This is a genomic window from Rhizobium sp. Leaf341 (assembly GCF_001424325.1).
GTDB lineage: Bacteria > Pseudomonadota > Alphaproteobacteria > Rhizobiales > Rhizobiaceae > Ferranicluibacter.
The window spans coordinates 429,768-449,914 of sequence record NZ_LMPE01000003.1 but is presented as its reverse complement, the minus strand read 5'-3'; the positions used below and the strand labels follow the sequence as shown (position 1 = coordinate 449,914).

22 protein-coding genes and 1 pseudogene are annotated in these 20,147 nt (G+C 62.6%); 10 read left to right on the top strand and 13 right to left on the bottom strand.

All coding sequences use genetic code 11. The features are described from left to right. Positions 1–177: 177 nt before the first annotated feature. Positions 178–378, bottom strand: a complete 201-nt coding sequence (locus ASG03_RS03750; protein WP_062470030.1) for a hypothetical protein — start codon at positions 376–378, stop codon at positions 178–180. Positions 379–641: 263 nt separating this feature from the next. Between ASG03_RS03750 and ASG03_RS20940 the strand changes: the two genes are divergently transcribed. From ASG03_RS20940 to ASG03_RS03740, 3 genes are all read left to right on the top strand, one after another. After that, the gene (locus ASG03_RS20940; RefSeq protein WP_082475519.1) at positions 642–809 is read left to right on the top strand and encodes a DUF1328 domain-containing protein; all 168 of its coding nucleotides are present in this window, start codon (positions 642–644) and stop codon (positions 807–809) included. A gap of 195 nt (positions 810–1,004) precedes the next feature. Further along, complete coding sequence (locus tag ASG03_RS03745) at positions 1,005–2,261, top strand: NAD(P)/FAD-dependent oxidoreductase (protein ID WP_062472188.1); 1,257 nt, start codon at positions 1,005–1,007, stop codon at positions 2,259–2,261. Between the two features lie 171 nt (positions 2,262–2,432). Next, on the top strand, positions 2,433–2,633 hold the full coding sequence (locus ASG03_RS03740; protein WP_062470027.1) for a hypothetical protein: 201 nt from the start codon (positions 2,433–2,435) through the stop codon (positions 2,631–2,633). A 28-nt stretch (positions 2,634–2,661) separates the two neighbouring features. Here ASG03_RS03740 and ASG03_RS03735 read toward each other — a convergent pair whose 3' ends face one another. From ASG03_RS03735 to ASG03_RS03715, 5 genes are all read right to left on the bottom strand, one after another. Then, the gene (locus tag ASG03_RS03735) at positions 2,662–3,069 is read right to left on the bottom strand and encodes a TIGR02588 family protein (RefSeq protein ID WP_062470025.1); all 408 of its coding nucleotides are present in this window, start codon (positions 3,067–3,069) and stop codon (positions 2,662–2,664) included. A gap of 7 nt (positions 3,070–3,076) precedes the next feature. Next, positions 3,077–3,952 carry a TIGR02587 family membrane protein gene (locus ASG03_RS03730; RefSeq protein ID WP_082475518.1) on the bottom strand — a complete coding sequence of 292 codons (876 nt, stop codon included), beginning with the start codon at positions 3,950–3,952 and terminating at the stop codon, positions 3,077–3,079. Between the two features lie 145 nt (positions 3,953–4,097). Further along, positions 4,098–4,583, bottom strand: coding sequence for a BON domain-containing protein (locus ASG03_RS03725; protein WP_156381726.1), 486 nt, complete (start codon positions 4,581–4,583; stop codon positions 4,098–4,100). Between the two features lie 238 nt (positions 4,584–4,821). After that, complete coding sequence (locus ASG03_RS03720; RefSeq protein ID WP_062470014.1) at positions 4,822–5,325, bottom strand: hypothetical protein; 504 nt, start codon at positions 5,323–5,325, stop codon at positions 4,822–4,824. Positions 5,326–5,560: 235 nt separating this feature from the next. Beyond that, complete coding sequence (locus ASG03_RS03715; protein WP_062692325.1) at positions 5,561–5,818, bottom strand: hypothetical protein; 258 nt, start codon at positions 5,816–5,818, stop codon at positions 5,561–5,563. A gap of 178 nt (positions 5,819–5,996) precedes the next feature. Here ASG03_RS03715 and ASG03_RS03710 point away from each other — a divergent pair, with 178 nt between their 5' ends. Beyond that, on the top strand, positions 5,997–6,740 hold the full coding sequence (locus ASG03_RS03710) for a hypothetical protein (protein ID WP_062692323.1): 744 nt from the start codon (positions 5,997–5,999) through the stop codon (positions 6,738–6,740). Between the two features lie 133 nt (positions 6,741–6,873). Here ASG03_RS03710 and ASG03_RS03705 read toward each other — a convergent pair whose 3' ends face one another. Continuing rightward, complete coding sequence (locus tag ASG03_RS03705; protein WP_274533633.1) at positions 6,874–7,389, bottom strand: LysR substrate-binding domain-containing protein; 516 nt, start codon at positions 7,387–7,389, stop codon at positions 6,874–6,876. A 27-nt stretch (positions 7,390–7,416) separates the two neighbouring features. Here ASG03_RS03705 and ASG03_RS03700 point away from each other — a divergent pair. From ASG03_RS03700 to ASG03_RS03675, 6 genes and pseudogenes are all read left to right on the top strand, one after another. Then, a pseudogene (locus tag ASG03_RS03700) lies at positions 7,417–7,716 on the top strand (SDR family NAD(P)-dependent oxidoreductase); the annotation flags it as partial. A gap of 312 nt (positions 7,717–8,028) precedes the next feature. Continuing rightward, positions 8,029–9,180, top strand: coding sequence for an extracellular solute-binding protein (locus ASG03_RS03695; RefSeq protein WP_062692321.1), 1,152 nt, complete (start codon positions 8,029–8,031; stop codon positions 9,178–9,180). Between the two features lie 23 nt (positions 9,181–9,203). Next, complete coding sequence (locus ASG03_RS03690; protein ID WP_062692318.1) at positions 9,204–10,055, top strand: ABC transporter permease; 852 nt, start codon at positions 9,204–9,206, stop codon at positions 10,053–10,055. Positions 10,056–10,057: 2 nt separating this feature from the next. Beyond that, positions 10,058–10,882 (top strand): ABC transporter permease, encoded by an 825-nt coding sequence (locus tag ASG03_RS03685; protein WP_156381725.1) that lies wholly within the window; start codon positions 10,058–10,060, stop codon positions 10,880–10,882. A gap of 25 nt (positions 10,883–10,907) precedes the next feature. Continuing rightward, a complete protein-coding gene (locus tag ASG03_RS03680; protein WP_062692314.1) occupies positions 10,908–11,972 on the top strand; it encodes an ABC transporter ATP-binding protein in 1,065 nt (354 codons plus the stop codon). 115 nt (positions 11,973–12,087) lie between these two features. Further along, positions 12,088–12,816, top strand: a complete 729-nt coding sequence (locus tag ASG03_RS03675; protein WP_338012387.1) for a glycerophosphodiester phosphodiesterase — start codon at positions 12,088–12,090, stop codon at positions 12,814–12,816. A gap of 153 nt (positions 12,817–12,969) precedes the next feature. Here the strand turns inward: ASG03_RS03675 and ASG03_RS03670 are convergent, their stop codons facing one another. The 6 genes from ASG03_RS03670 to ASG03_RS03635 all read right to left on the bottom strand — a co-directional run bounded on the left by ASG03_RS03670 (position 12,970) and on the right by ASG03_RS03635 (position 20,110). Next, positions 12,970–14,055: a GSCFA domain-containing protein gene (locus tag ASG03_RS03670; protein ID WP_062692310.1), complete on the bottom strand. Its 1,086-nt coding sequence runs from the start codon at positions 14,053–14,055 to the stop codon at positions 12,970–12,972. Continuing rightward, positions 14,052–14,762 (bottom strand): hypothetical protein, encoded by a 711-nt coding sequence (locus ASG03_RS03665; protein WP_062692308.1) that lies wholly within the window; start codon positions 14,760–14,762, stop codon positions 14,052–14,054. Before ASG03_RS03665 ends, ASG03_RS03670 begins: the two co-directional genes overlap by 4 nt. A gap of 503 nt (positions 14,763–15,265) precedes the next feature. After that, positions 15,266–16,321, bottom strand: a complete 1,056-nt coding sequence (locus ASG03_RS03650) for an ABC transporter ATP-binding protein (RefSeq protein WP_062692301.1) — start codon at positions 16,319–16,321, stop codon at positions 15,266–15,268. A gap of 9 nt (positions 16,322–16,330) precedes the next feature. Continuing rightward, positions 16,331–18,421, bottom strand: coding sequence for an ADP-ribosylglycohydrolase family protein (locus ASG03_RS03645; RefSeq protein WP_062692300.1), 2,091 nt, complete (start codon positions 18,419–18,421; stop codon positions 16,331–16,333). Between the two features lie 13 nt (positions 18,422–18,434). Beyond that, positions 18,435–19,268: a carbohydrate ABC transporter permease gene (locus tag ASG03_RS03640; RefSeq protein WP_062692298.1), complete on the bottom strand. Its 834-nt coding sequence runs from the start codon at positions 19,266–19,268 to the stop codon at positions 18,435–18,437. Beyond that, a complete protein-coding gene (locus ASG03_RS03635) occupies positions 19,268–20,110 on the bottom strand; it encodes a carbohydrate ABC transporter permease (RefSeq protein WP_200934678.1) in 843 nt (280 codons plus the stop codon). Before ASG03_RS03635 ends, ASG03_RS03640 begins: the two co-directional genes overlap by 1 nt. Positions 20,111–20,147: the final 37 nt, after the last annotated feature.

Below are 20,147 nucleotides of genomic sequence, written 5' to 3'. Positions count from 1 at the left end.
TAAGCGCGTTGCGTGAATCCTTTTTCACCCAACGCGCTGCAGGGCTTCGCGGTGTCATGACGCCCAGGCATGCAGCGTCCGGCCCTTCGGGCTCTGCAATCCGCCTGGTGCAGACAACAAAAAAAGGCGGCCCACGGGACCGCCTTTTCATCGAATTTATGGAAACGTTGCGGTGTCTCAGTGATGCTCGCGGCCGCTTTCGGAGGAGTCGAGTTGCTGCAGCAGCTGCTCGAATCGTCCATCCGTCGCCGGCATATTGCCGCTGAAGTAGAGATCCTTCAACGTCTGTCCGATGTGAAGGTTCTTCTCATTCGACCGCGATGCCGGCCGCGCCGAAGCCGCAACGGACTTCCAGATATGTGCGTTCGATACGGTCATGATGGTGTCTCGCCTCAATCGATTGTGAACTCAACGCCTCTTGCACATTGAAGTTCCCCAAGATTGGCGGCGATCTCGTGTCAAAATGAACCAGTGTTGCCGTTATGGTAAACAAACACTTAAACGTTGTCCGGCAGACGCGACCCGAAAGCCGCTCGTCTTTCCGAAGCAAGAGATGGGGTTCAAGCAAATCTCGACCGGGAAACGGGAACAACCGGCAGCAGGAATGCATTCACCCACATGTTTTAACGGAGGAGCGTGACATGCTGTACTATGCACTTGTTTTTCTCGTCGTGGCCATCATTGCGGGTGTCCTCGGCTTTGGCGGCATTGCCGGAGCATCGGCAGGTATCGCCCAGATCCTTTTCTTCCTGTTTCTGGCCTTCCTCGTCATCTCGATCGTCGCGAGCTTCATGCGTCGCCACACCTGAGACGCAAGCGGACGACGGCACGGGAAGACATGACAGGGGAGCGGTTCGCCGCTCCCTTTTTTGTCGGGACACACGCGCGGTGGCACGGTGATTTGCGCCGGCCCCTGTTGCGGAACGCAGGGAAAATGCTGACATAGGCGAGAGACGCAGAGCGCGCCGGGAACAGGGAGTTCCGGGAACAGGGAGTTGATGGGAATGAAGACGGATGTTGCGGTTCTGGGCGGAGGGATTGTCGGTCTTTCCACGGCCATTCATCTGGCCCGCCGCGGAAAATCGGTGCTGCTCGTCGATCGTCGCGGGGCAGGGGAAGAGACGTCCTTCGGCAATGCCGGGCTCATCCAGCGTGAAGGCGTCGTTCCCTATGGCTTTCCCCACGATTTCGGTGCGCTGTTCCGCTATGCGCTGAACAACACGATCGATGCGCATTATCACCTGAAAGCGCTGCCCGGTCTCGTGCCGTTTCTCCTGCGCTACTGGTGGAATTCGGGCTTTACCCAGCATCAGCATATTGCAAGGCTCTATGCCCCGCTGATCGAGAACTCGATCACCGAGCATGCCGATCTGATCAAGGCGTCGGGTGCCGACAACCTGATCCAGCGGGACGGCTGGATGAAGGTGTTTCGCACCGACGGCGCCCGGGATGCTGCCTACAAGGAGGCCGAGCGCCTGTCGGCCGGCTTCGGCGTCAACCATCAGAAGCTGTCGCCCAGTGACGTCAAGGCGCTGGAACCCTCCATTCGCATCGATCTCGCCGGAGGGCTGCGCTGGACGGATCCATGGTCGATCCGCGACCCCCATAGCCTGAACAAGGCCTATCTCGCCTATTTCCAGTCGCTGGGCGGACGCCTCGTCGCCGGTGATGCCGCGACGCTCGAGCATGTTCTGGAAGGTCCGGGCTGGCGGATCGCCTCTCCCGATGGGCCGATCGAAGCGGCCGAAGTGGTGGTGGCGTTGGGTCCTTGGGCGGACACGGTGACCCGCAAGCTCGGCTACCGGTTTCCGCTCGCCGTCAAGCGCGGCTACCACATGCATTACGGCACGCAGGAGGGCGAGCGCCTGAACAACTGGGTGCTCGACGCGGAGAAGGGCTATTTCCTCGCGCCCATGCTGCGGGGGATCCGTCTCACGACGGGTGCGGAATTTGCCACCCGCGATGCGCCGAAGACACCGGTCCAGCTCGCCCGTGCCGAGCGTGTCGCCCGCGAGTTCTTCCCGCTGGCCGAACGCCGCGACGAGGAGCCCTGGATGGGCGCGCGCCCCTGCACGCCCGACATGATGCCGATCATCGGCAAGGCGCCCCGTCATGAGGGCCTGTGGTTCGCCTTCGGCCACGCGCATCACGGCATGACGCTCGGTCCGGTGACCGGCCGCGCGCTCGCGGAGAAAATGACGGGCGAGCGCACGACGATCGTGGATCTCGCGCCGTATCGTCCGGAGCGCTTCGTGGCCTGATGCCCTGATATCCGTGTCCGCCGATCAAACTTGGCTCCGCTGCGGACAAGTTTGTTTGATGGCGGACCGGGAACGATGGGCGGATCCTGCCGTTTCCCCGGTGGCCGCAGACGACACCGCGTCGTGCCTGTGGCGGAATGGGCTACCGGGGCACGGCGGCAGGAGACAGACATGCAGAAACACATCGTTGAGATTGCCGGCGAAGCCGTCGGCACGCTGATGCCGCACGCACGCGGCCTGCGCTTCATGGCCGTCAAGTTTCATGTCTGGCCCCTCGACGGCAAGGTCTTTGCCGACCCTGCCACGGCACAGCAGGCCGTGTCCGACCATATCGCGGCGACACGGGAAGCGATGACGGACCGGATGCAATGAGGGCTTGAAGCCGCGGCAAACAGCGCGGTTACGGATCGTTGTAGCCGGACGCGCGGATATCCAGCCGGGACGCACCCGGATCGGCCGCAAAGAGCAGGGCGCCTTCCACATGGGACTGGGCAGGAACGTAATCGATCGTCACCTCCCGGGTTTCGATCGACCGTTGCTCCCCATCCAGCAGACGCCCGGTCACGGGCACGCCGGCCGCGGTTTTCTTGCCGGTGTTGAACACCGTGAACGAGACCTCGAAGCCCTGCGCCGTCGGTCGCTGGGCCGTCACCGTGACAACCAGTTCGGGTGCGGCGTCCTTTGCCGTCAGGCCATGATAGACGATCATGCCGGTCATCGTGGCGACAAGCGCGGTCGAGAGAAGGCCTGTGGTCCACTCGATCCAGTGCGGATGGCGGCGGACGACTTTTCGGCGGGACGAAGCCATCAGAACCTCACAAGATCAGGCGCGCGGCGGCCGCGCCGATCGCGCCGGGGAAGCCGAGCACGATGGTTGCCATCAGCGTCGCCATGGAGCCGGACCCGTCCAGCCTGCCGAAACTCCAGAGACAGTAAAGGCTGACCAGGAGGGCGATCACATAGCCCGGCAGGGTAAACCGGATCAGCGCATGCCAGCCGGGCGTATCATCCAGCTCGTGCCCGCCCTTGAACGAGACGGCGTAGACGAAAGCATGCATGACGAGGATCGACAGGCCGATGGTGGCCAGCGCGTGCCAGGGCGTCATCTTGTAGGAGATCAGGATCATTTCCTCGGTCGGCGCCATGTTGAGGTTGAGGAACAGCGCGCCGACGGCCATCATGAAGAGTTCGGCCCCATATCCGCTGTCCGGATCATCCTCGGCATCATCCGGATCGGCGCCGAGCTGGCTTCGTCCGAGAAGGGCGCCGATCCCTGCGGGCACGGCCTGCAGGGCGATCTTCCCGAGAAAATCCTGTTCCGACGTGTCTGGGGTAAGAAGCTTGAACAAGGCAAGGATCATGGCGCTCGCAATGATGCCGATCGCATAGGCGATCATTGCGTCGCGAATATCCTCGCGCCAGGAGACCGTCTTCTCGAATCCGATGCGGTGGGCGATACCGACGAGCAGGGGCACCGCGATGACGAGAAGCAGGGCGAGGCGAAAACGATCCATCGCAAAGCCCAGTGCCCACATCTCCATCGTCATCTGCATGGGAAGGGCAAACAGCAAAGCGCCTGCAATGCCGCGTGCAAGTCCCTTCACAAAGTCCGTCGTTCGAAACGATGGCTGGCCTGCAGGCGGGTCGTCCACAGGGTCAAGCGGACCGCTTGCCTCCTCCGATTTTCCCATGATCACTCCCGACACTCGACACAGGAACAGCGCGGCCCGAGGGGCCGCGCAGCTATCGTAAGCAAAGACTATCGTTTTGGAAACGGATCCGGCGGACGAAACATTGCCGCCTCGGCCATACCAGAGCGATCCAGCCCCGAAAGGATCAGTCGTTGAGGCCGCTCGGCAGCGCCGCATCGACGGCCATTGTCGTCAGGCCGTTGCGTACCTTGGAAATGCCGGAGACGCGATAGGCAAGCGCCTCGATCGAGCGGCGATCCGCGTCCGTTTCCACCTCGCCAGAAAGCTCGGCGACGCCGCGCAAGACCTTGATCTCGACGGACGACGTATCGATGTCGTGCTCTTCGAGCGCATTGGACAGCGTCTCTTCCATGCTGTCGTCATCGTTATCGGCCTGCGGATCGTCCCGGAGGATGTCGGGGCCACCATGGCCGACCCGAACCGTCTCGTCGGACGCTTCGAAACCCGGATTGCCGGACTCGTCGAAGCTTTCATCCGTCTCGCCATAAGAGCGATTGGCGACGTCGGTGGGCGAACCCGAGACCTCGTCGGCGTAAGGCCAGCCGTCCTTCAGGTCGCGGTCTTCATAATCCCGATAGTCTTCTTCGCGGCGCGTGGTCTTCTCGATCATGGTCTGATCCTCGATCTGTCGTTTCACTGGGGATAAACCGCTGAGGCGCGCTTTGGTTCGACCAGGCGGGCGATTATGTCCATGAGCGGCCTGCAAGCGGAGCGTATGGCTGCGGAGCGGACCCGAAGCGGACGACCGGAGCGCGATGTCCGCCATCGCGGGCCCAACGAAAAACGGGCCCGTCCGGGCCCGCTTCTCTCCATCGATTGCCGTGACAACGTGGCAGGTCCAACTTGGCTTACTGAGCCGTTGCCGGAGCAGCGCCCGTGGCCGGAGCCGTACCGGTTGCAGCAGGGGGCGTTGCCGGAGCAGCCGGAGCTGTGTCAGCGGGCGCCGTTGCGGCCGGCGGCGTGGTCGTGGACGGGGCCGTTGCAGCCGGCGCCTGCGCGGCCGGCGGCGTTGCGGTTTCGCTGGCCGGTGCGGGCTGCGTCGCCGTATCGGACGCGTCGTTCGACATTTCAGCCGGCAGCCAGACCAGAAGCGCCAGAACCAGGCCTGCAAGCAGGATGATCAGCACAGGCCAGTTGCTGCGACGGGTCCGGGCGACGGGTGCCGTCGGATCGAGCGGACGCTGTGCCAGGGGATCCCCGAGCGGCGCTGCCGTGACCGGATCGATACCGGAGGCCGGTCGCATCGTCGCCGGATTGGTACGGGCGGCCTCGTCGGCGCGCGCCGCATCGTCTGCGGGCCAAGCCGTGGGGTTCGCGGGACGATTCTCATTCGGATCAAAACGCTGGTTCATGGTCTGCTTCCTCCTTCGTGTTTCGCCGGATACCGGCACATGAAGGGCAAACGCACCGTTTCGGCTTAAGTTCCTGGGCGGACCTGCGCCCGCGACCTGTCAGCCGACGCAAAAAAGCGGGCGACGAGCCGTCGGCTCACCACCCGCATTGTATCAGATCCGCTCAGCGCGAGGCCACTTGCGCCTTGCCCCTCCGCTGGGGTCGTCCCGAGCTTCAGACGCCTACGGCGAACACTCAATCCTGTTCGCGCATGCCCGGTGTGGCTTCGCGCTGATCGGCGTCTTCGAGATCCGAGCGCACCATGAAGACGTCCCCCTTCAGGCGGACGGCCTCCCGGCGTGCGGCCGCCGACATCATGTCGTCAGGCTCGACATCATCGCCATCCTTGCCCTTGAGATCGGCTTCGCTTTCGATCGGCGTCACGTCCTCGTCGCGGATATCGAGGTTCCGGTCCGTGTCGGACCCTGCGGCGGATGTCTTGGTGCTGTCCATGTCGCTTCTCCTTCAATTCGCAAAACAACGTCTGCCGCACGCCAATGTTCCGGACGAAGGCCGTCCGCCCGTCTCCCGAACGACGGTGCTCAAGACAATTAGAATGTTCTTCAATACGACGGGTGTTTGCGGTATTGCCTTGGGAATTCTGCGTGTCGAGTGAGGGGAAGGCCCGTTTATGGCGATCGATATCTGCGTTGTCGCCGGCCGCAGGCCGGACCTGCTGGAAGCGACCTTGCGCGATTTCCAGGACAGGTGCTTTCGGTTCCTCGACATCTCCGCATGCTTCGTCAATATCGATCCCATTTTCGGCGACGCGGACGATGCCCGTGCCTGCGTGTCGATCGTCGACCGGCTGTTTCCCGGCGCCATCGTGTTTCAGCCCGAAAAGGCGAACTTCTGTTCGGCCGTGAAGCGGCTGTGGTCAAGCACCTCGGCCGACCATGTCTTCCATCTGGAAGACGACTGGCGCACGCTGACGCCGCTTGACCAGAGCATCCTCGCGCCTTTTGCGGATCGATCCGTCCAGCAGGTTTCGCTGCATACGATCAATCAGAACTGGGACATCCGGCGAAAAGGCCATCTCTACGAGAAGCGCAGCTTCAAGCTCTGGGGCGTGAAGCTGCCCAGTTTCCGCAGACGGCCGCTTTTTTCGACCTCGCCCTCCGTGCTTCGCGGCGACTTCGCCCGCCTTGCTGCGGGTCTCCTCGATCCGGCCTATGACCCCGAAAAGCAGTTCTATTCCAACACGAACATGGTGCTGCAGACCCGTGTCGCACCCTACAGGACCTATATCTTTTCCCCCAACCGGACGCCGGTCATCGAAGACACCGGCCGGCTCTGGCGGGACGAACGCCGGATCACGAAAGCCTTCGCCAATGGGCAATCCATCTGGACACGGGACGACGAAAGCGCCGTCTGACGGGTCGGCGTCCGGGCACGCGTCGACGATGGCTCGCCGGACGGACGCAGGGTTCATCCTGCGCCCCCGCCGGCCAGCCTGAGGAGCTTCGGCCTGCGCTCGCGAGCCTCACGTCAGTGCGTCGCTTACACGGTCAAAGCGCGGGGAACTCCTTCGCCATGACATCGACCAGGGCGCGCACGGCCGGCGGCAGGCCGCGGCGGGTCGTGAAGACGAGATGGACGATGCCGCTCTGGCTCCGCCATTCGCTGTAGACGCGCACCAGCCTGCCGGCTGCTATGTGGGCCGCACAGGCGTGATCCGGCAGAAAGGCGATGCCCAGGCCGTCTGCTGCAGCATCGCACTCAGCGCCGTAATCGGCGCAGGTCATGCGCGGCTGGTGACGAAGCACCTCGATGGCCCCGTCGTCGCGTTCGAGCGTCCAGGTCGCGTCACCCGGATCGTCGCTCGTCCCCAGCGTCGGATGGGCCGTGAGGTCTTTCAGGTCGGGGCCAAGACGCGCGGCGAAGGCAGGGCTGGTGACGAGGATCCAGCGTGAGTGTCCCAGCGACCGCATCGTCAGCGATGCATCGCTCGTCAAGGCATGGCGAACGCGCAGGGCAAGGTCTATGCGCTCCTCGATCAGGTCGATGGCGCGGTCCGTAAGCACGAGCTGCAGCTGAACCTGGGGAACCGTGCCAGCAAGGCCGCCATCCGGAACTTTGCCCGTAGCTGGATCCTCGACCTGAAGGAGCGTCGCATCCGCGTCAACGTCGTCAGCCCCGGTGCGACGCGCACGCCAGGCCTTGTCGGTCTTGCCGGCGCGGACGCCGAAAAGCAGCAGGCGCTTCTGCATGCCATGGGGTCGCAGATTCCGCTCGGACGGGTCGGCGAGCCGGACGAGATCGCCAACGCCGTCCTGTTTCTCGCATCCGACGCGGCAAGCTTCGTCAACGGGACGGAACTGTTCGTCGATGGCGGGCAGGCGCAGGTCTGACGCGATCGCTGCCATCCACCGGCCCGGAGCAACGGCGTCGCTCCGGGCACCGACCCGCACATGTCCCTCGATTTGTCATAAAAGCGTCGCCTAATATGTATACCTCGAACCCGTCTTGAGGATCCCCGATCGCACCGCGGTGCCATCCGGTGGTCGTCTCGTCGCAAAGCCGAAGACGGGGTGCCGTCTCGTCAGCGCGACAGTTCAAGAGACGTCCGGGAGATGCATGGTGGACCCCTGACTGGGAGACCTTCCGCGCATCTCGGTTTCAATAGGCCGCCTTCAATGGTGCGGCCCCTGAGGGATAAGACGATGAAGCGCCGCGCATTCCTGATTTCGACGGCTGGTACCGCTGCCGGCCTGATGCTTCTGCCGAAGCTGTCCTTTGCAGCGCCGGGGCAGATCGATTGGTACACCGGTTCGGATGCCAACGTGCTCGACTTCTGGACCAACTCCGTCAAGCCGGCCTTCGAGGCCGCCCATCCCGATCTGAAGCTGAACCTCGTGAATGCCAGCAACGATGCCGGTATCCAGGCGATCGGCGAGCGGGCCGTCGCGGCCATGCAGACGAACACCGATCCGCAGGCCGACTTTTTCGAGCAGGCCGATCCGCAGCTCCCCCAGGGCGGCATCGAGGCGGGCCTCTATGTCAACATGAAGCAGGCCGGCTTGTCGAACTATTCGAAGCTCAATCCGCTTGCGATCGACAGTGATTTCTCGCTTCCCTATCGCGGTTCGCAGGTGCTTCTGGCGTACGACACCACGCGGCTCTCGGCCGCGGACGTGCCGAAGACCTGGGACGCGCTTGTTGCCTGGATCAAGGCGCACCCGGGCCAGTTCGTCTACAACCGCCCTGACAAGGGCGGATCGGGCGGGAATTTTGTCCGTCGCGCGATCCATCAGGCGAACGGCCTCGATCCCAAGCTGTTCACGGTCGGCAATTATACCGAAGCCTTTGGCAATGAGGCGCTCGGAAAGGCCTGGGAGCTGCTGAACGACCTTGCTCCGTCGCTGTACGACAAAGGCGCCTATTCCTCCGGCAACACCCAATCGATCCAGCTGCTCAGCCAGGGCGTGGTCGTCATGACCCCGGTCTGGTCCGACCAGGTTCTTCAGGCGATCGCGCAGGGCGTCCTGCCGGACACGACCGGCATTGTGCAGCTGCAGGATCTGGCGCTTTGCGGGGGCTTTTCGCGCTGCGTGGTGCTCGGCAACGGACGCAACCGCGAGGCTGCGTTGAAGCTGGCCGATTTCGTCCTGACCGAAGCGATGCAGGATGCCGTGCTCAACGAACTCGGCGGCTTCCCCGGCGTCAGCTGGGATTACGTCTCCGCCAACCTGCGCGAGAAGTTCGCGGACATCATCCCGAACAGCATTCCGACCTTTCCGTCGGGGGCCTGGGAAGCGGCGGTCAATGACGGCTGGTACCGCAATGTCGCTCCGGCCATCGACCGGAAGTCGTGAGAACACGCGTCCCATCGTCCGGCATGCTCGGCAAGGCGTCGGCCAGGGGGCTCGTCGGCCTCCTGCTCGTTGCCCTGCCGGTCTCCCTCGTCGGATGGCTGGTGATCTGGCCGATCATCAGCGCCGTCCAGCGCACCGTCTGGCGAGCGTCGCCGGACGGGGCGGGGCATTTCGACCTGTCGAGCTACGTCTTCTTCTTTTCGGACGCCTACAGTCTGAACAATCTGAGCCTGACACTCTGGACCACAAGCGTCTGTGCGGCGCTTCTGCTCGTCGTCTCGCTGCCGATCGCGCTGTATCTGCGCTTCGCCAAGGGGCGGCTCGCATCCTACGTCCAGGCGCTTGCGATCCTGCCGATGTTCGTGCCGTCGGTGATCCTCGCTTATGCGCTGATCCGGGTCCTCGGCCCGAACGGGCTCATCGATCTTCTCCTGAATGCCGCCGGGCTGCCCAAGCTGCGCACGCCCTACCTGACGCCCTGGGGACCGGTGATCGGTCTGGTCTGGGACAACATACCGCTGACGGTCCTGATCCTTCTGTCGGGTCTCGGCGCGGTCGGCAACAGCGCGATGGAAGCGGCGCGCGATGTCGGCGCAAACCGGCGTCAACGGCTGTGGCACATCATCCTGCCGCAGATCACGACCTCCATTCTGGTCGCGCTCTCGTTCGCCGTGCTCGGGATCTTCTCGGCCTTCACGCTTCCCTATCTGCTGGGGCCAGCCTCGCCGGAGATGATGGGCCCCTACATGCAGCGCACCTTCCGTGATCTGAACGACCCTGTCGGCGCCGTCACGCAGGCCGTCGTCACCTTCGGCTTCTGCATCGTGTTCGGCCTGTTCTACGTGCGCTCCGTCGCCCGCAATCAGGGGAAATGAGCATGCCGCACCGGACAACACGCCCGCAGCCTTTGGACGTCCCGGGCATCCTGCTCGCCCTCGCGCTCTCGATCGTGATCGTTCTCCCGCTGCTCGTAGTCGGGGTCTGGGCCTTTACCGAGATCTGGCGCTATCCCCATGTCTTTCCGCAACAGTTCGGCCTGCGCTTCTGGGCGCAGACGCTCGGACGACCGGATGTCTGGCACGCTCTGCGGCTGAGCCTGACGCTCGCGACGGTCGTCACGCTCGCCTCCGCCGTCATCTGCCTGCCGGCCGCTTACGCCTTCGCACGGATGCGGTTCCCAGGCCGGGACATCCTGTTCTTCTCGTTTCTGGCGGGGCACGCCTTTCCACGGTTCGGGCTCCTGATGGCCATCGCCGCCATCTTCCTCCAGCTCGACCTGATCGGTACCTTCTGGGGCGTTGCCCTGATCCAGCTGGTCAACACGCTGATGTTCATGATCTGGATTCCGGTCGCGGCGTTCCAGACCGTCGACCGCCGGATGGAGGAGGCCGCGCGCGACGTGGGTGCCGGTCCGTTTCGCGTGTTCCGGTCGATCACGCTTCCCCAGGCCGCGCCCACCATCGCCGCTGCCCTTCTTCTGACCTTCGTCGGCACGTTCTACGAAACCGAAGGCGCCTGGCTGATCGGTGCGCCGGGTATTCGCACCATGCCGGTGCTGATGATCAGCTTCATCAACAACCAGATGGTCATCCAGTTCGGTGCGGTCCTGTCCGTCATGCTCTGGGTGCCCTCCTTCATCGCCCTGATGTTTGCCCGGAAGGTGATCGGCGGCAACGCGTTCGCCAAGGGGTTCGGGGGATGACGCGCACCATCACGGGACAACCAGCATGGCGACACTGAGCATTCACGCCGTTTCCAAGATCTTTGCAGGCGATACGGCGGCGGTCGACGCGGTCTCGCTCGAGATCGCCGACGGCGAACTCGTCTGCCTGCTCGGGCCTTCCGGCTCGGGCAAATCGACGCTGCTGCGCATGGTGGGCGGCTTCGAACAGCCGACCGCGGGCTCGATCGCGATCGACGGCCAGGACGTGACACGGCTGCCGCCCGAGCAGCGACCGACGGGCATGGTGTTCCAGAGTCATGCCCTCTGGTCGCACATGAACGTCTTCAACAACCTCGCCTTCGGTTTGAAACTGCGCCGGCGGCCGAAAGGCGAAATCCGCGACAGGGTCGAAGCCGTGCTCGATCTGGTGGGGTTGAAGGGGTATGATCGGCGCATGACGCACGAGCTGTCGGGCGGGCAGCAACAGCGCGTCGCGCTCGCACGCTCGCTGATCCTCGAGCCGAAGATCCTGCTGCTCGACGAACCCTTTGCCAGCCTCGACCAGCACCTGCGCGAGCGGCTGAGGGAGGAGGTGCGCGATATCCAGCTTCGCCTGAAGATCACGACGCTCTTCGTCACCCATGGGCAGGATGAGGCGCTGTCGATGGCGGATCGGATCGTCGTGATGCGCAACGGACGGACGGAGCAGACTGATCGGCCGGAGGTCGTCTACCGCAATCCCCTGACGCCCTTCGTCGCCGGTTTTATCGGCACCATGAACTTCATCGAGGGCAGGGTGGAGACGGGCCGTTTCCGGCATGCCGACTTCGCCGTCGATCTTCCCGTCGCGGATGGACCGGTGACGCTCGCGGTGCGGCCGGAGGCGCTCGATCTCGTTCCAGCGGATGGTGTGCGCCAAGCCACCGTCAATCGCGTGACGGACTTCGGCACGCACGGGCTCGTGGATCTCTCTTTGTCCGACGGCACGAGGATCAAATCCCTGGTCCGCAGGCCCGAGCCCTTTCATCCCGGCCAGGGCGTCGGGCTCAAGCCCCGTGCCTTCGCCGCCTTCCGCGACACCGTCAAGCTGTATGGGGCCATCGATGCCGAACCCGCCGATCAGCATTGAGCAGCACGGTCATCGGACCCTGCTCAAATGGCATCGCGCGCGCCGGAAGGCCTCCGATCCCGCATTCTCCCCGCGGCGCATTCTAGAAGGGATGCAGCTGGGCGCGAGTGTCGAGGTGGACCTTGTGCTCCATGCAGACCATGGCTTTGCCATTCTCCATGATCCCGACCTCCACCCGACAACGACGGGAACCGGCCGCGTCTCCGGCGCTTCCGCGCAGGACCTGCGGCGGCTTTTCCTGCGCGGAAACGACGGCGCGCCGACCCGCGATCGCGTGATGCTTCTCGATGATCTCTGCGATGTCCTCCAGACCGCGTCGGTGCATCCAGGCGCCGTGCTGCAGCTGGACCTGAAGGAAGACCGGTCCAGCCTTCCGCCTGCGGTCATCGCAAACTTCGCCCGCGCGGTGTCGCCCTTTGCTGCCGCGATGATCCTGTCGGGCGGCGACAGCGCGGCGATGGCAGCGCTGGCCGCAGCGACGCCCGGCCTCAAAATCGGCTATGACCCGACCTATCCCGGCATCCTCGACGATCTCACATCGGCAGAGGAGCACACGGCGTTCATCCGGCGTGCGCTCCGGCAGGCGCCGGATGCCGGCATGATCTATCTGGACTACGCGCTCGTGCTTGCGGCCGAGGCCCAAGGGGTCGACATGATCGGCATCGCCCATGCGGACGGCCGCCGCGTCGATGCCTGGACCATCCGATCGGTCACCCCGACCACCCTCGACGCGGTCCGACGCCTCCTCGCCCTGCGGGTCGACCAGATCACCCTGCGGGTCGACCAGATCACCACCGACGACCCCGAAGGCCTCGCCGCCGCCTTTGCGGAGGATCAGACGTAAGGGGCGGTGGGCGCGCATGTGCCTAGGGCCCAAGGACGCCGCACTGGCCAATGCAGCACGCCAATGGCTGGAGCAGGGAGACGGGGCTCTCGCGTCAGGTCCGACGCCGCGATAGGTCAGCGAGAATGGCGTGCCGCTTCGTTGCTGACTGTGTCACGTATTGTCGATGGCCTCTTCATCGCACAGGATATCGGATAAGCGCTCCATTTCCTTTTGCCGCGCCGCGGCCTTCTCGGCACCGACTTCGGCCTTGGTGCTCTTGGAGGGAATGCCCGTATAGTGGGCAAAAAACACGTCCATAACATGCTGGACGCCTGCCTCCTCGACGGAACGCATGTCGCCGCCGAAATACTTTCCACCATTCTGTGGTGCGGTGATGATCTCGAAAGACGGGAAGTAATCGATCAGCGGATCGGCATCGACAAGCGCTTGTGCCGCCACGCGCAACACCGACTTGGAGTAGACCGTCGATTGAAGAACGTGCCGAGGCTCGTAGGTGGCATTTAGAGGGACCGGCGACACCGTCAGCAAGATCCGGACGCCAGGGTTTATGGCGCGGATTCGACCGATGGCATAGTTCATGTCTTCGATCGTGTCGGTGACGGTGAAGTTCTTGAACGCATGAATGTCCGGATCGAACGTGCCGCCGGCAACGCCCGGAGCGATAGGATAGACGGCGCCATCGCGCTTATCGGCCCAGGCTTCGGTAAGGCCCATGGTGAAAACGAAGACATCGGCTTCCGTGAGGGCTTTCCGCACCGCCGCCAGATGGTAGTCGCGATCAAGATCAACTTCGCGCGCCGAGATAAACCCGTCGGGCTCAACCTGTGGGCGGAACGGATCAACAAACATACCGTCTCGACGTTGCCAGGCGGTCGAGAGGGGACTGAACGAACCAAACGCCCGGTCGATCAACTGACACAATTGTCGGGCCGTATAGATATTCCCATATCGTGCGCTGAAGGTGTCGTAATTGAAAGTACCGCCATGGGCATCGTTCCACTTGCGCCGAACGAAAAGCGAGTGTGCCTTCTCCGTCTGATGAAAATTGAACCCGCGCATCTGAATATGGCGTGCCACATGCTGCGCGAAACAGCTGCCGGCAGCGACAACCTTGTCGTCAGGACCGATCGTGAAGCGTGTCGAAGAGACAGGATCCAGCCCACCGATAAAGCCTGGCCCGAAGGACTTCTTCCAGAACTGATGGTCGGGCAGGTCAATATAGGGATGGTGTTTCATGAGAGCGCCCCGTGAATTTGTTCAAGTCTTTCAATGACCTTGTGGCCGTACAAGGCATTCGCATGGGTGGGGTCGCGGTAGCGGTATTCGGGCGCGATAAAGCCATCCGGCGACGTCGCTTCCGGTAGGAAAGGAAAGAAGTCCATGTCCAGTTCTTTGGCCACGTCAGCATAAACTTGGCTCTGCAGCTTCCAGAGCTTGCGGCGAATGGGAGCCGGGGTGAGTCCGCTGGCCTCGATCGGCTCGCGAAACGTGCTCGGAAACTGATGGATATGCTCGTCGTCGTTTGGCGGCGGCGGCTCCATCATCAGAACCTTCCCGCTTGCCAACGGTCGCAATATACGTGCAGCATCAAGCCGGTAGCGGACGTTGTTGTTTACATTCCGCTTGATCTGCTGGAACGGGATGATACGCCGGCTCTCATCGACGTCTTCATCGAAGCCGGGATAGATAAAATCGAATTTTTCCGGGTGTTCGGCGATACCGACCGAGTTGTACCAGTTTCCCCAGAGAGCAAGAACCGCCAGTTTTACTTGAAATCTGGGCCGGAAGAATTCAATATTGGGCTGCTCCCCAACGAAAACTTCGCTGTCAATTTTAGGATTGATGCGCACCAGATCGAATTTCAGTGATCCCTTGTAAGTCTTTAGAGCCATGGCGATCGCATCTGTATTGCTCATGCCTGTAATGAAAATGTCAGCCTGCACGCGTCCCGCCTCTATCTACTTCAAGGGGTCGGAAGATATCGGCTAAATGCACAGCCGACAAGGCGTGCTGCAACTGCCGGGTCATCATCATCAGCGCCCGACAAGCAAAAGGATCAGGCCGCATTCGGAAATTCCGCGCGGTCGGTGGCGTGCCGTCGGCGTGCTGTCCGAAAGGCCTGTCCACCAAGACGGTGAGCATCATCCCAGCGTGCCCTTTGGGCATGCGACGGCCGACCATCCAGGACGGACGGCATCGGCTGGATGAGCCGGAGCGGATCTTCGAAATCACACATGACCGACGCTCCCTCGCGGCCAAGTCCGGCGACCGGAACGCCGTTGTCGCCCTCCACGAAAGCGACGCCTTTGGGCGCCGGAAAACGCCGGGGCCCATGCTCCGCTCTGCCCGGCCGATCAGGATCGCGGAAACCGCTGATCATGCACGGGTCCGCGCTCAGGGATCAAAATCGTTCGTCAGCAGGTCGCTCACGACGACGGTTGGCTGATCAGACGCGCCGCCCTGATTTTGCATCGAACAGATGCACGGCGCCCCGAAGAAGCGAGACTGTCTGCCGGCTTCCAACGTCGAATTGCGGACGCTCTCGCAAGACGGCCGTGATGTGCTGGCCGTTGGCGGTCAGTTCGATGAAGGTTTCGGAGCCTGTCGGCTCGATATTCTCGACCAGTGCCTGCATGCCCTCGCCAGTGCCGATGCTGATTTCCTCCGGTCGCTTACCGATCAGAAGCGGCTGACCGTCTTGGGCGCCTGCCGGAGCAGCAAGGCCGGTTGGAACGCCACCCTCTAGGACAAGCGCGCCGCCTTGTGCGGTGGCGGCGAAGAGGTTCATGGCAGGCGATCCGATGAATTGGGCGACGAATGCATTGGCAGGGCGATCGTAAAGCTCCAGCGGAGTGCCGATCTGCTCGATCCTGCCGGCCTGCATCACGACGATCCGATCCGCCATCGTCATGGCCTCGACCTGGTCGTGTGTGACGTAGACCATTGTCGTGCCCAGCCGACGATGAAGTCTTTTGATCTCGCCGCGCATCTGCACGCGCAGCTTCGCGTCGAGATTGGACAACGGTTCGTCGAACAGGAAGACTTGCGGGTTGCGAACGATGGATCGTCCCATGGCCACCCGCTGACGCTGACCGCCGGAAAGCGCTTTCGGCTTGCGCTGCAGCAGGGGCTGGAGGCCAAGGATCTCGGCGGCCTCCCGAACTTTCCTCTGCTTCTCTTCCTTACTGGCTCCAGCGAGGGTCAGCGAGAAGGCCATGTTTTCCTCGACCGTCATGTGCGGGTAGAGGGCGTAGTTCTGGAACACCATGGAAATGTCCCGGCTTTTGGGCGGCAGCGTGTTGACGACCTTGTCCCCGATGGAGATCGTCCCGCCCGAAATCTCCTCAAGCCCCGCAATCATGCGGAGCAAGGTGGATTTTCCACATCCCGATGGGCCGACCAGAACAACGAACTCTCCGTCCCCGATGGCCGCGTCGATACCGTGAATGACTTCGACACTGCCGTATTGCTTGATGATCTTGTCGATCGTGACGCTCGCCATACTGTTCTCCTACGCTGCACAGATACGGATCGTGGTGGCGGAGAGCGCACCTTCATGGATGATCAGGCCGGCAGCGCCGTTCGCAAACGTGGCGTCGCTGGCCTTGACCACGATGTCCCCGACCGTCGCAGTCAGCGCCTCTCCGCGCGCAGCGAAGCGCAGGGAAAACGGCGTCTCGAAGCCAATCGACAGCGGCGTGGAGGCCAGAATCGTCTCCACGTCGTCCTTGCGGCATACGATCTGCAACTGACCCTCGCGCGTGAGCAAGGCGGCGTAGTAGCGTCGCTGTCCCTGTGCCCGCATCACCACTCCACCATGGTCGCTGAGATGCAGCATCAGGTCAGCTTCGATCACGTAATCGGTCCAGTCGCGCGAGCCTTGGAGAATAAGGCCTTCTCCACGGTTCTGGCTGATGCGGAAGTCTTGAGGGAAATGCTTGGAGAAGAAGTGTACGTTGCTAACCCAGGCGCGCCGCCAGAAGTCGCCGGCCCCCTCCGGGCGCCGGAACGTGACGTCCGGGCACCCGTCCCAGGTGAGAGTATCCACGAACACTGTGCCGTTGGCACGGCCCTCGGGAGACGTCAGGACAACGCCGACTTCGGCGATCGGCTGATGGCCTGTTTCCTGAACGCGAACGTCGAGGGAAACGGTTTGCCCGGGGTGAAGAAGCTTGCCGGTGGGCATGTCGATGTCCACGAGGGCGTCGCTTGCATCGTAATGGCGGATGCGCAGTTTTGCCTCAACAGAGCCGATATTGTCTGGTGATGCCGTCACTGTGGCGCGGAGTGTCTGGCCAGCATGGATCCGCGGGCTCGCCATCAGGTCGTAGGTCCGCATCTTCGTCACCTCGAGAGGCATGAAGACCGGTGTGGTGGCAGCGGCTTCACGGCCGGGCGCCAAGGCCGCGTAGGAAATGGAGAGGGCAGATCCGTTGCCCGTCACTTTGACACCTTCCAGCGCCGCCTGGGCCGGCTGCGCGCGGAAGCCCTGAACGGACCCCGGGAGGGAGAAGTGGAACTTCGCGCCGTTCTTGGGTGCGGGCTCAGCGCCTTCTCCGGCAAGTCTCCGGCCGAGATTCGCAAGCCACAGCGCGATATCGACGGCATCGGTGACGGAACGACCGCCGTCCGCCGTAGAGACGTATAGTCGATCGGCGATGGGCCCGCGCCAATCAGGCCCGGCCTCGAGACCGTCCAGACCCAGCATGATTCCGTGCAGGCAACCGAGATTTCCGGCATTGCAGTCCGTGTCCCAGCCGGATGTGTTCACGATCATCTGTCCACGCTGGAAGTCGTGTGGCGCATGCAGCAACGCCATGATCATCAAGGCATGGTTCGGGACCACGTGGCAATTGCCCGGGTACTTGTCGTAGCCGTAATGGTCCTCGATTTTCTGGCGGGTGGCTTCCCAGTCCTCGTTTCCGGACGTCCACTGCCGAAGGTCGGCAATGAGCCGCGCGATCAGGCTGTCTGCAGGAATATAGGCAAGTCCGGTGTCCAGCAAATGGTTCACGTCGCGGCTCATGAAGGCTTCCGCCTCCATGACGGCCCAGAGAACAGCCGCATTCACAGCTTCGCCGTCATGGCTGACGGAGCCGGCAGCACGGGCGAGCTTGGCAGCCTGCGCCGGATTGCCGGGGGAGACGAGGGCCCAGCCGTCGATGAAGATCTGAGCGCCAATCTGCTCGGCGACTGTTGCACCGTTGGTCGCGATGGATCCGGAGGCGGGCGCTGGGATGCCGCGCTTCAGGTTGAGCCAGGCGGTGTGCTCGGTCGAGTTGCCAGCGCCTCCCCACCAGAGAATGGAGCGCTCCTCGATGATATAGTTGAGCCACGCCTTGCCGATATCCTCGGCCGAGAGATCAGGGGAAATTCCATAGTCGTCGAGAGCGCGGGGAAAGGCAAACGTACCCGCCACGTCATCGTCCGTCACCACCAGCGGATCTCCGAGACGGTCGTGGACATAATATGTGATGGGTCCGAGCTTCTCGAGAATGTCCTTGTAGCGCCAGTTTTCGAATGGCCGGCCGAGGTAGACGCCGATCAGCTTGCCGAGGACGCCGGCATAGACGCGGTTCGTGTAGTCTGCGGGAATGGGCATGCGCTGTTCCTTGTTAACCCTTCACGGAGCCGCCGGCCATTCCTTCAATGAAATGGCGCTGCAGCAGGACGAAGAGGAGGATGATGGGGAGAACGATGATGAGGGCTGCGGCCATGATCTCACCCCAGTCGGAGGAGTACTGGCCGGACAGTAGGAAGAAGGAGACCACCGCCGTGAGACGGTCCTGGCCCTGTAGAAACGTTGTGGCAATGAGGAACTCGTTCCAGGAGTAGAGCCCAATGATAAGGGCAACGGTCAGGATGCCGGGCGAAACGATGGGCAAGAACACACGGTAGAAGACCTGCCAGTGTGTCGCGCCGTCGATGAGGGCGGCCTCCTCGAGTTCCTTGGGAACGGCCAGAAAATAGGTGCGCATCAGCATGATGGCGAAAGGCGAATAGACCGCGGTATAAATGAAGGCGACTGCCACCGGGTTGTTGATGAGGCCCAGGCGCGCGAACCCGAAATAGAGCGGGAAGAGAAACAGCTGGATCGGTGCCGTCGTGCTGGCCAGAAGATAGAACGTCAGGATCTTCCAGCGCTTGATCTTGCGCCGTGCAAGGACATAGGCGGTCAGCGATCCTGTCGTGCAGACGAGCACGATCGTAAGACCGGTCAGCACGGCGGAGTTCAGCAGCGTCCGGCCGAAATTTGCGTCGCTCCAGGCCCGCGTGAAGTTGTCCCAGCGGATCACGGAGGGCAAGGCGAGCGGATTTTGAATGATTTCGGCGGAGGGTTTCAGCGCGTTGAGAACGGTGAGCGCGATGGGGAAAAGCGTGACGATGAGGAGCACGGACAGCGTGATGTAGACAATCGCGAACGTCAGGCGGCTTTCAGAGAAGGACATTATTCAAGCTCCCCGGCCTGAGCGCGGATGTAGAAGATCGTCGCCGCCAGTCCGAACAGGCTGATGACCACGGAGATCGCTGCCGCCTTGCCGACGGCGAGATCATAAAAGGCAGAGCGATATGCGAAGGTGGACAGCACTTCGGAGGAGAAGGCCGGTCCACCCTGGGTGAGGATGTAGACAAAGTCGAAGACGAGAAACGACCAGATCACGGTCATGATCATCATCAGAACGATGGTAGGCATGATGCCGGGAAGAAGCACATAGCGAATGGTCTGGAGGAAGGTCGCCCCTTCGATGCGGGCGGCTTCGATCTGCTCTACGGGCACCTGCCGGAGGGCTGCGAAGAAAATGACACAGAGAAAACCCCACCAGTGCCAGAGATCGACCACGGCGATGCCGTAGAGGGCGCTGCCGGTTTCGGTCAGAGGATTAGCGACGTCCAGACCCAGGCGCTGCAGCATGCCGGTGATCCCGGTCACGGGCGAGTAGATCATGCCCTGCCAAACCCGCCCGGTAATGGCGGTCGCGATAATGACAGGAAGGAAGTAGACGACCTGGAAAAAGCTTGAGCCACGGCGCGCGACGAGCATCATGGTCGCCGCCAGAAGACCCATGGCGATGGGCACCGTCAGGAAGATCAACGTCCAGATGATGTTGTTGCCGAGCGCGGTCCAGAAGACGCTGTCGTCCCACAACGCGCGAAAATTATCGAGCCCGACGAACAAAGGGTCGCTGATGCCGTCCCACTCAAAGAAGGCGAGCAAGACGGTCAAAAGCGCAGGAATGGCTATGATGACGACATTGATCAGCAATGTCGGCAAGACATAAAGGCGATGCATGACGTACCTTTCGAAAACAGGCTTGTCCTTGATCAAG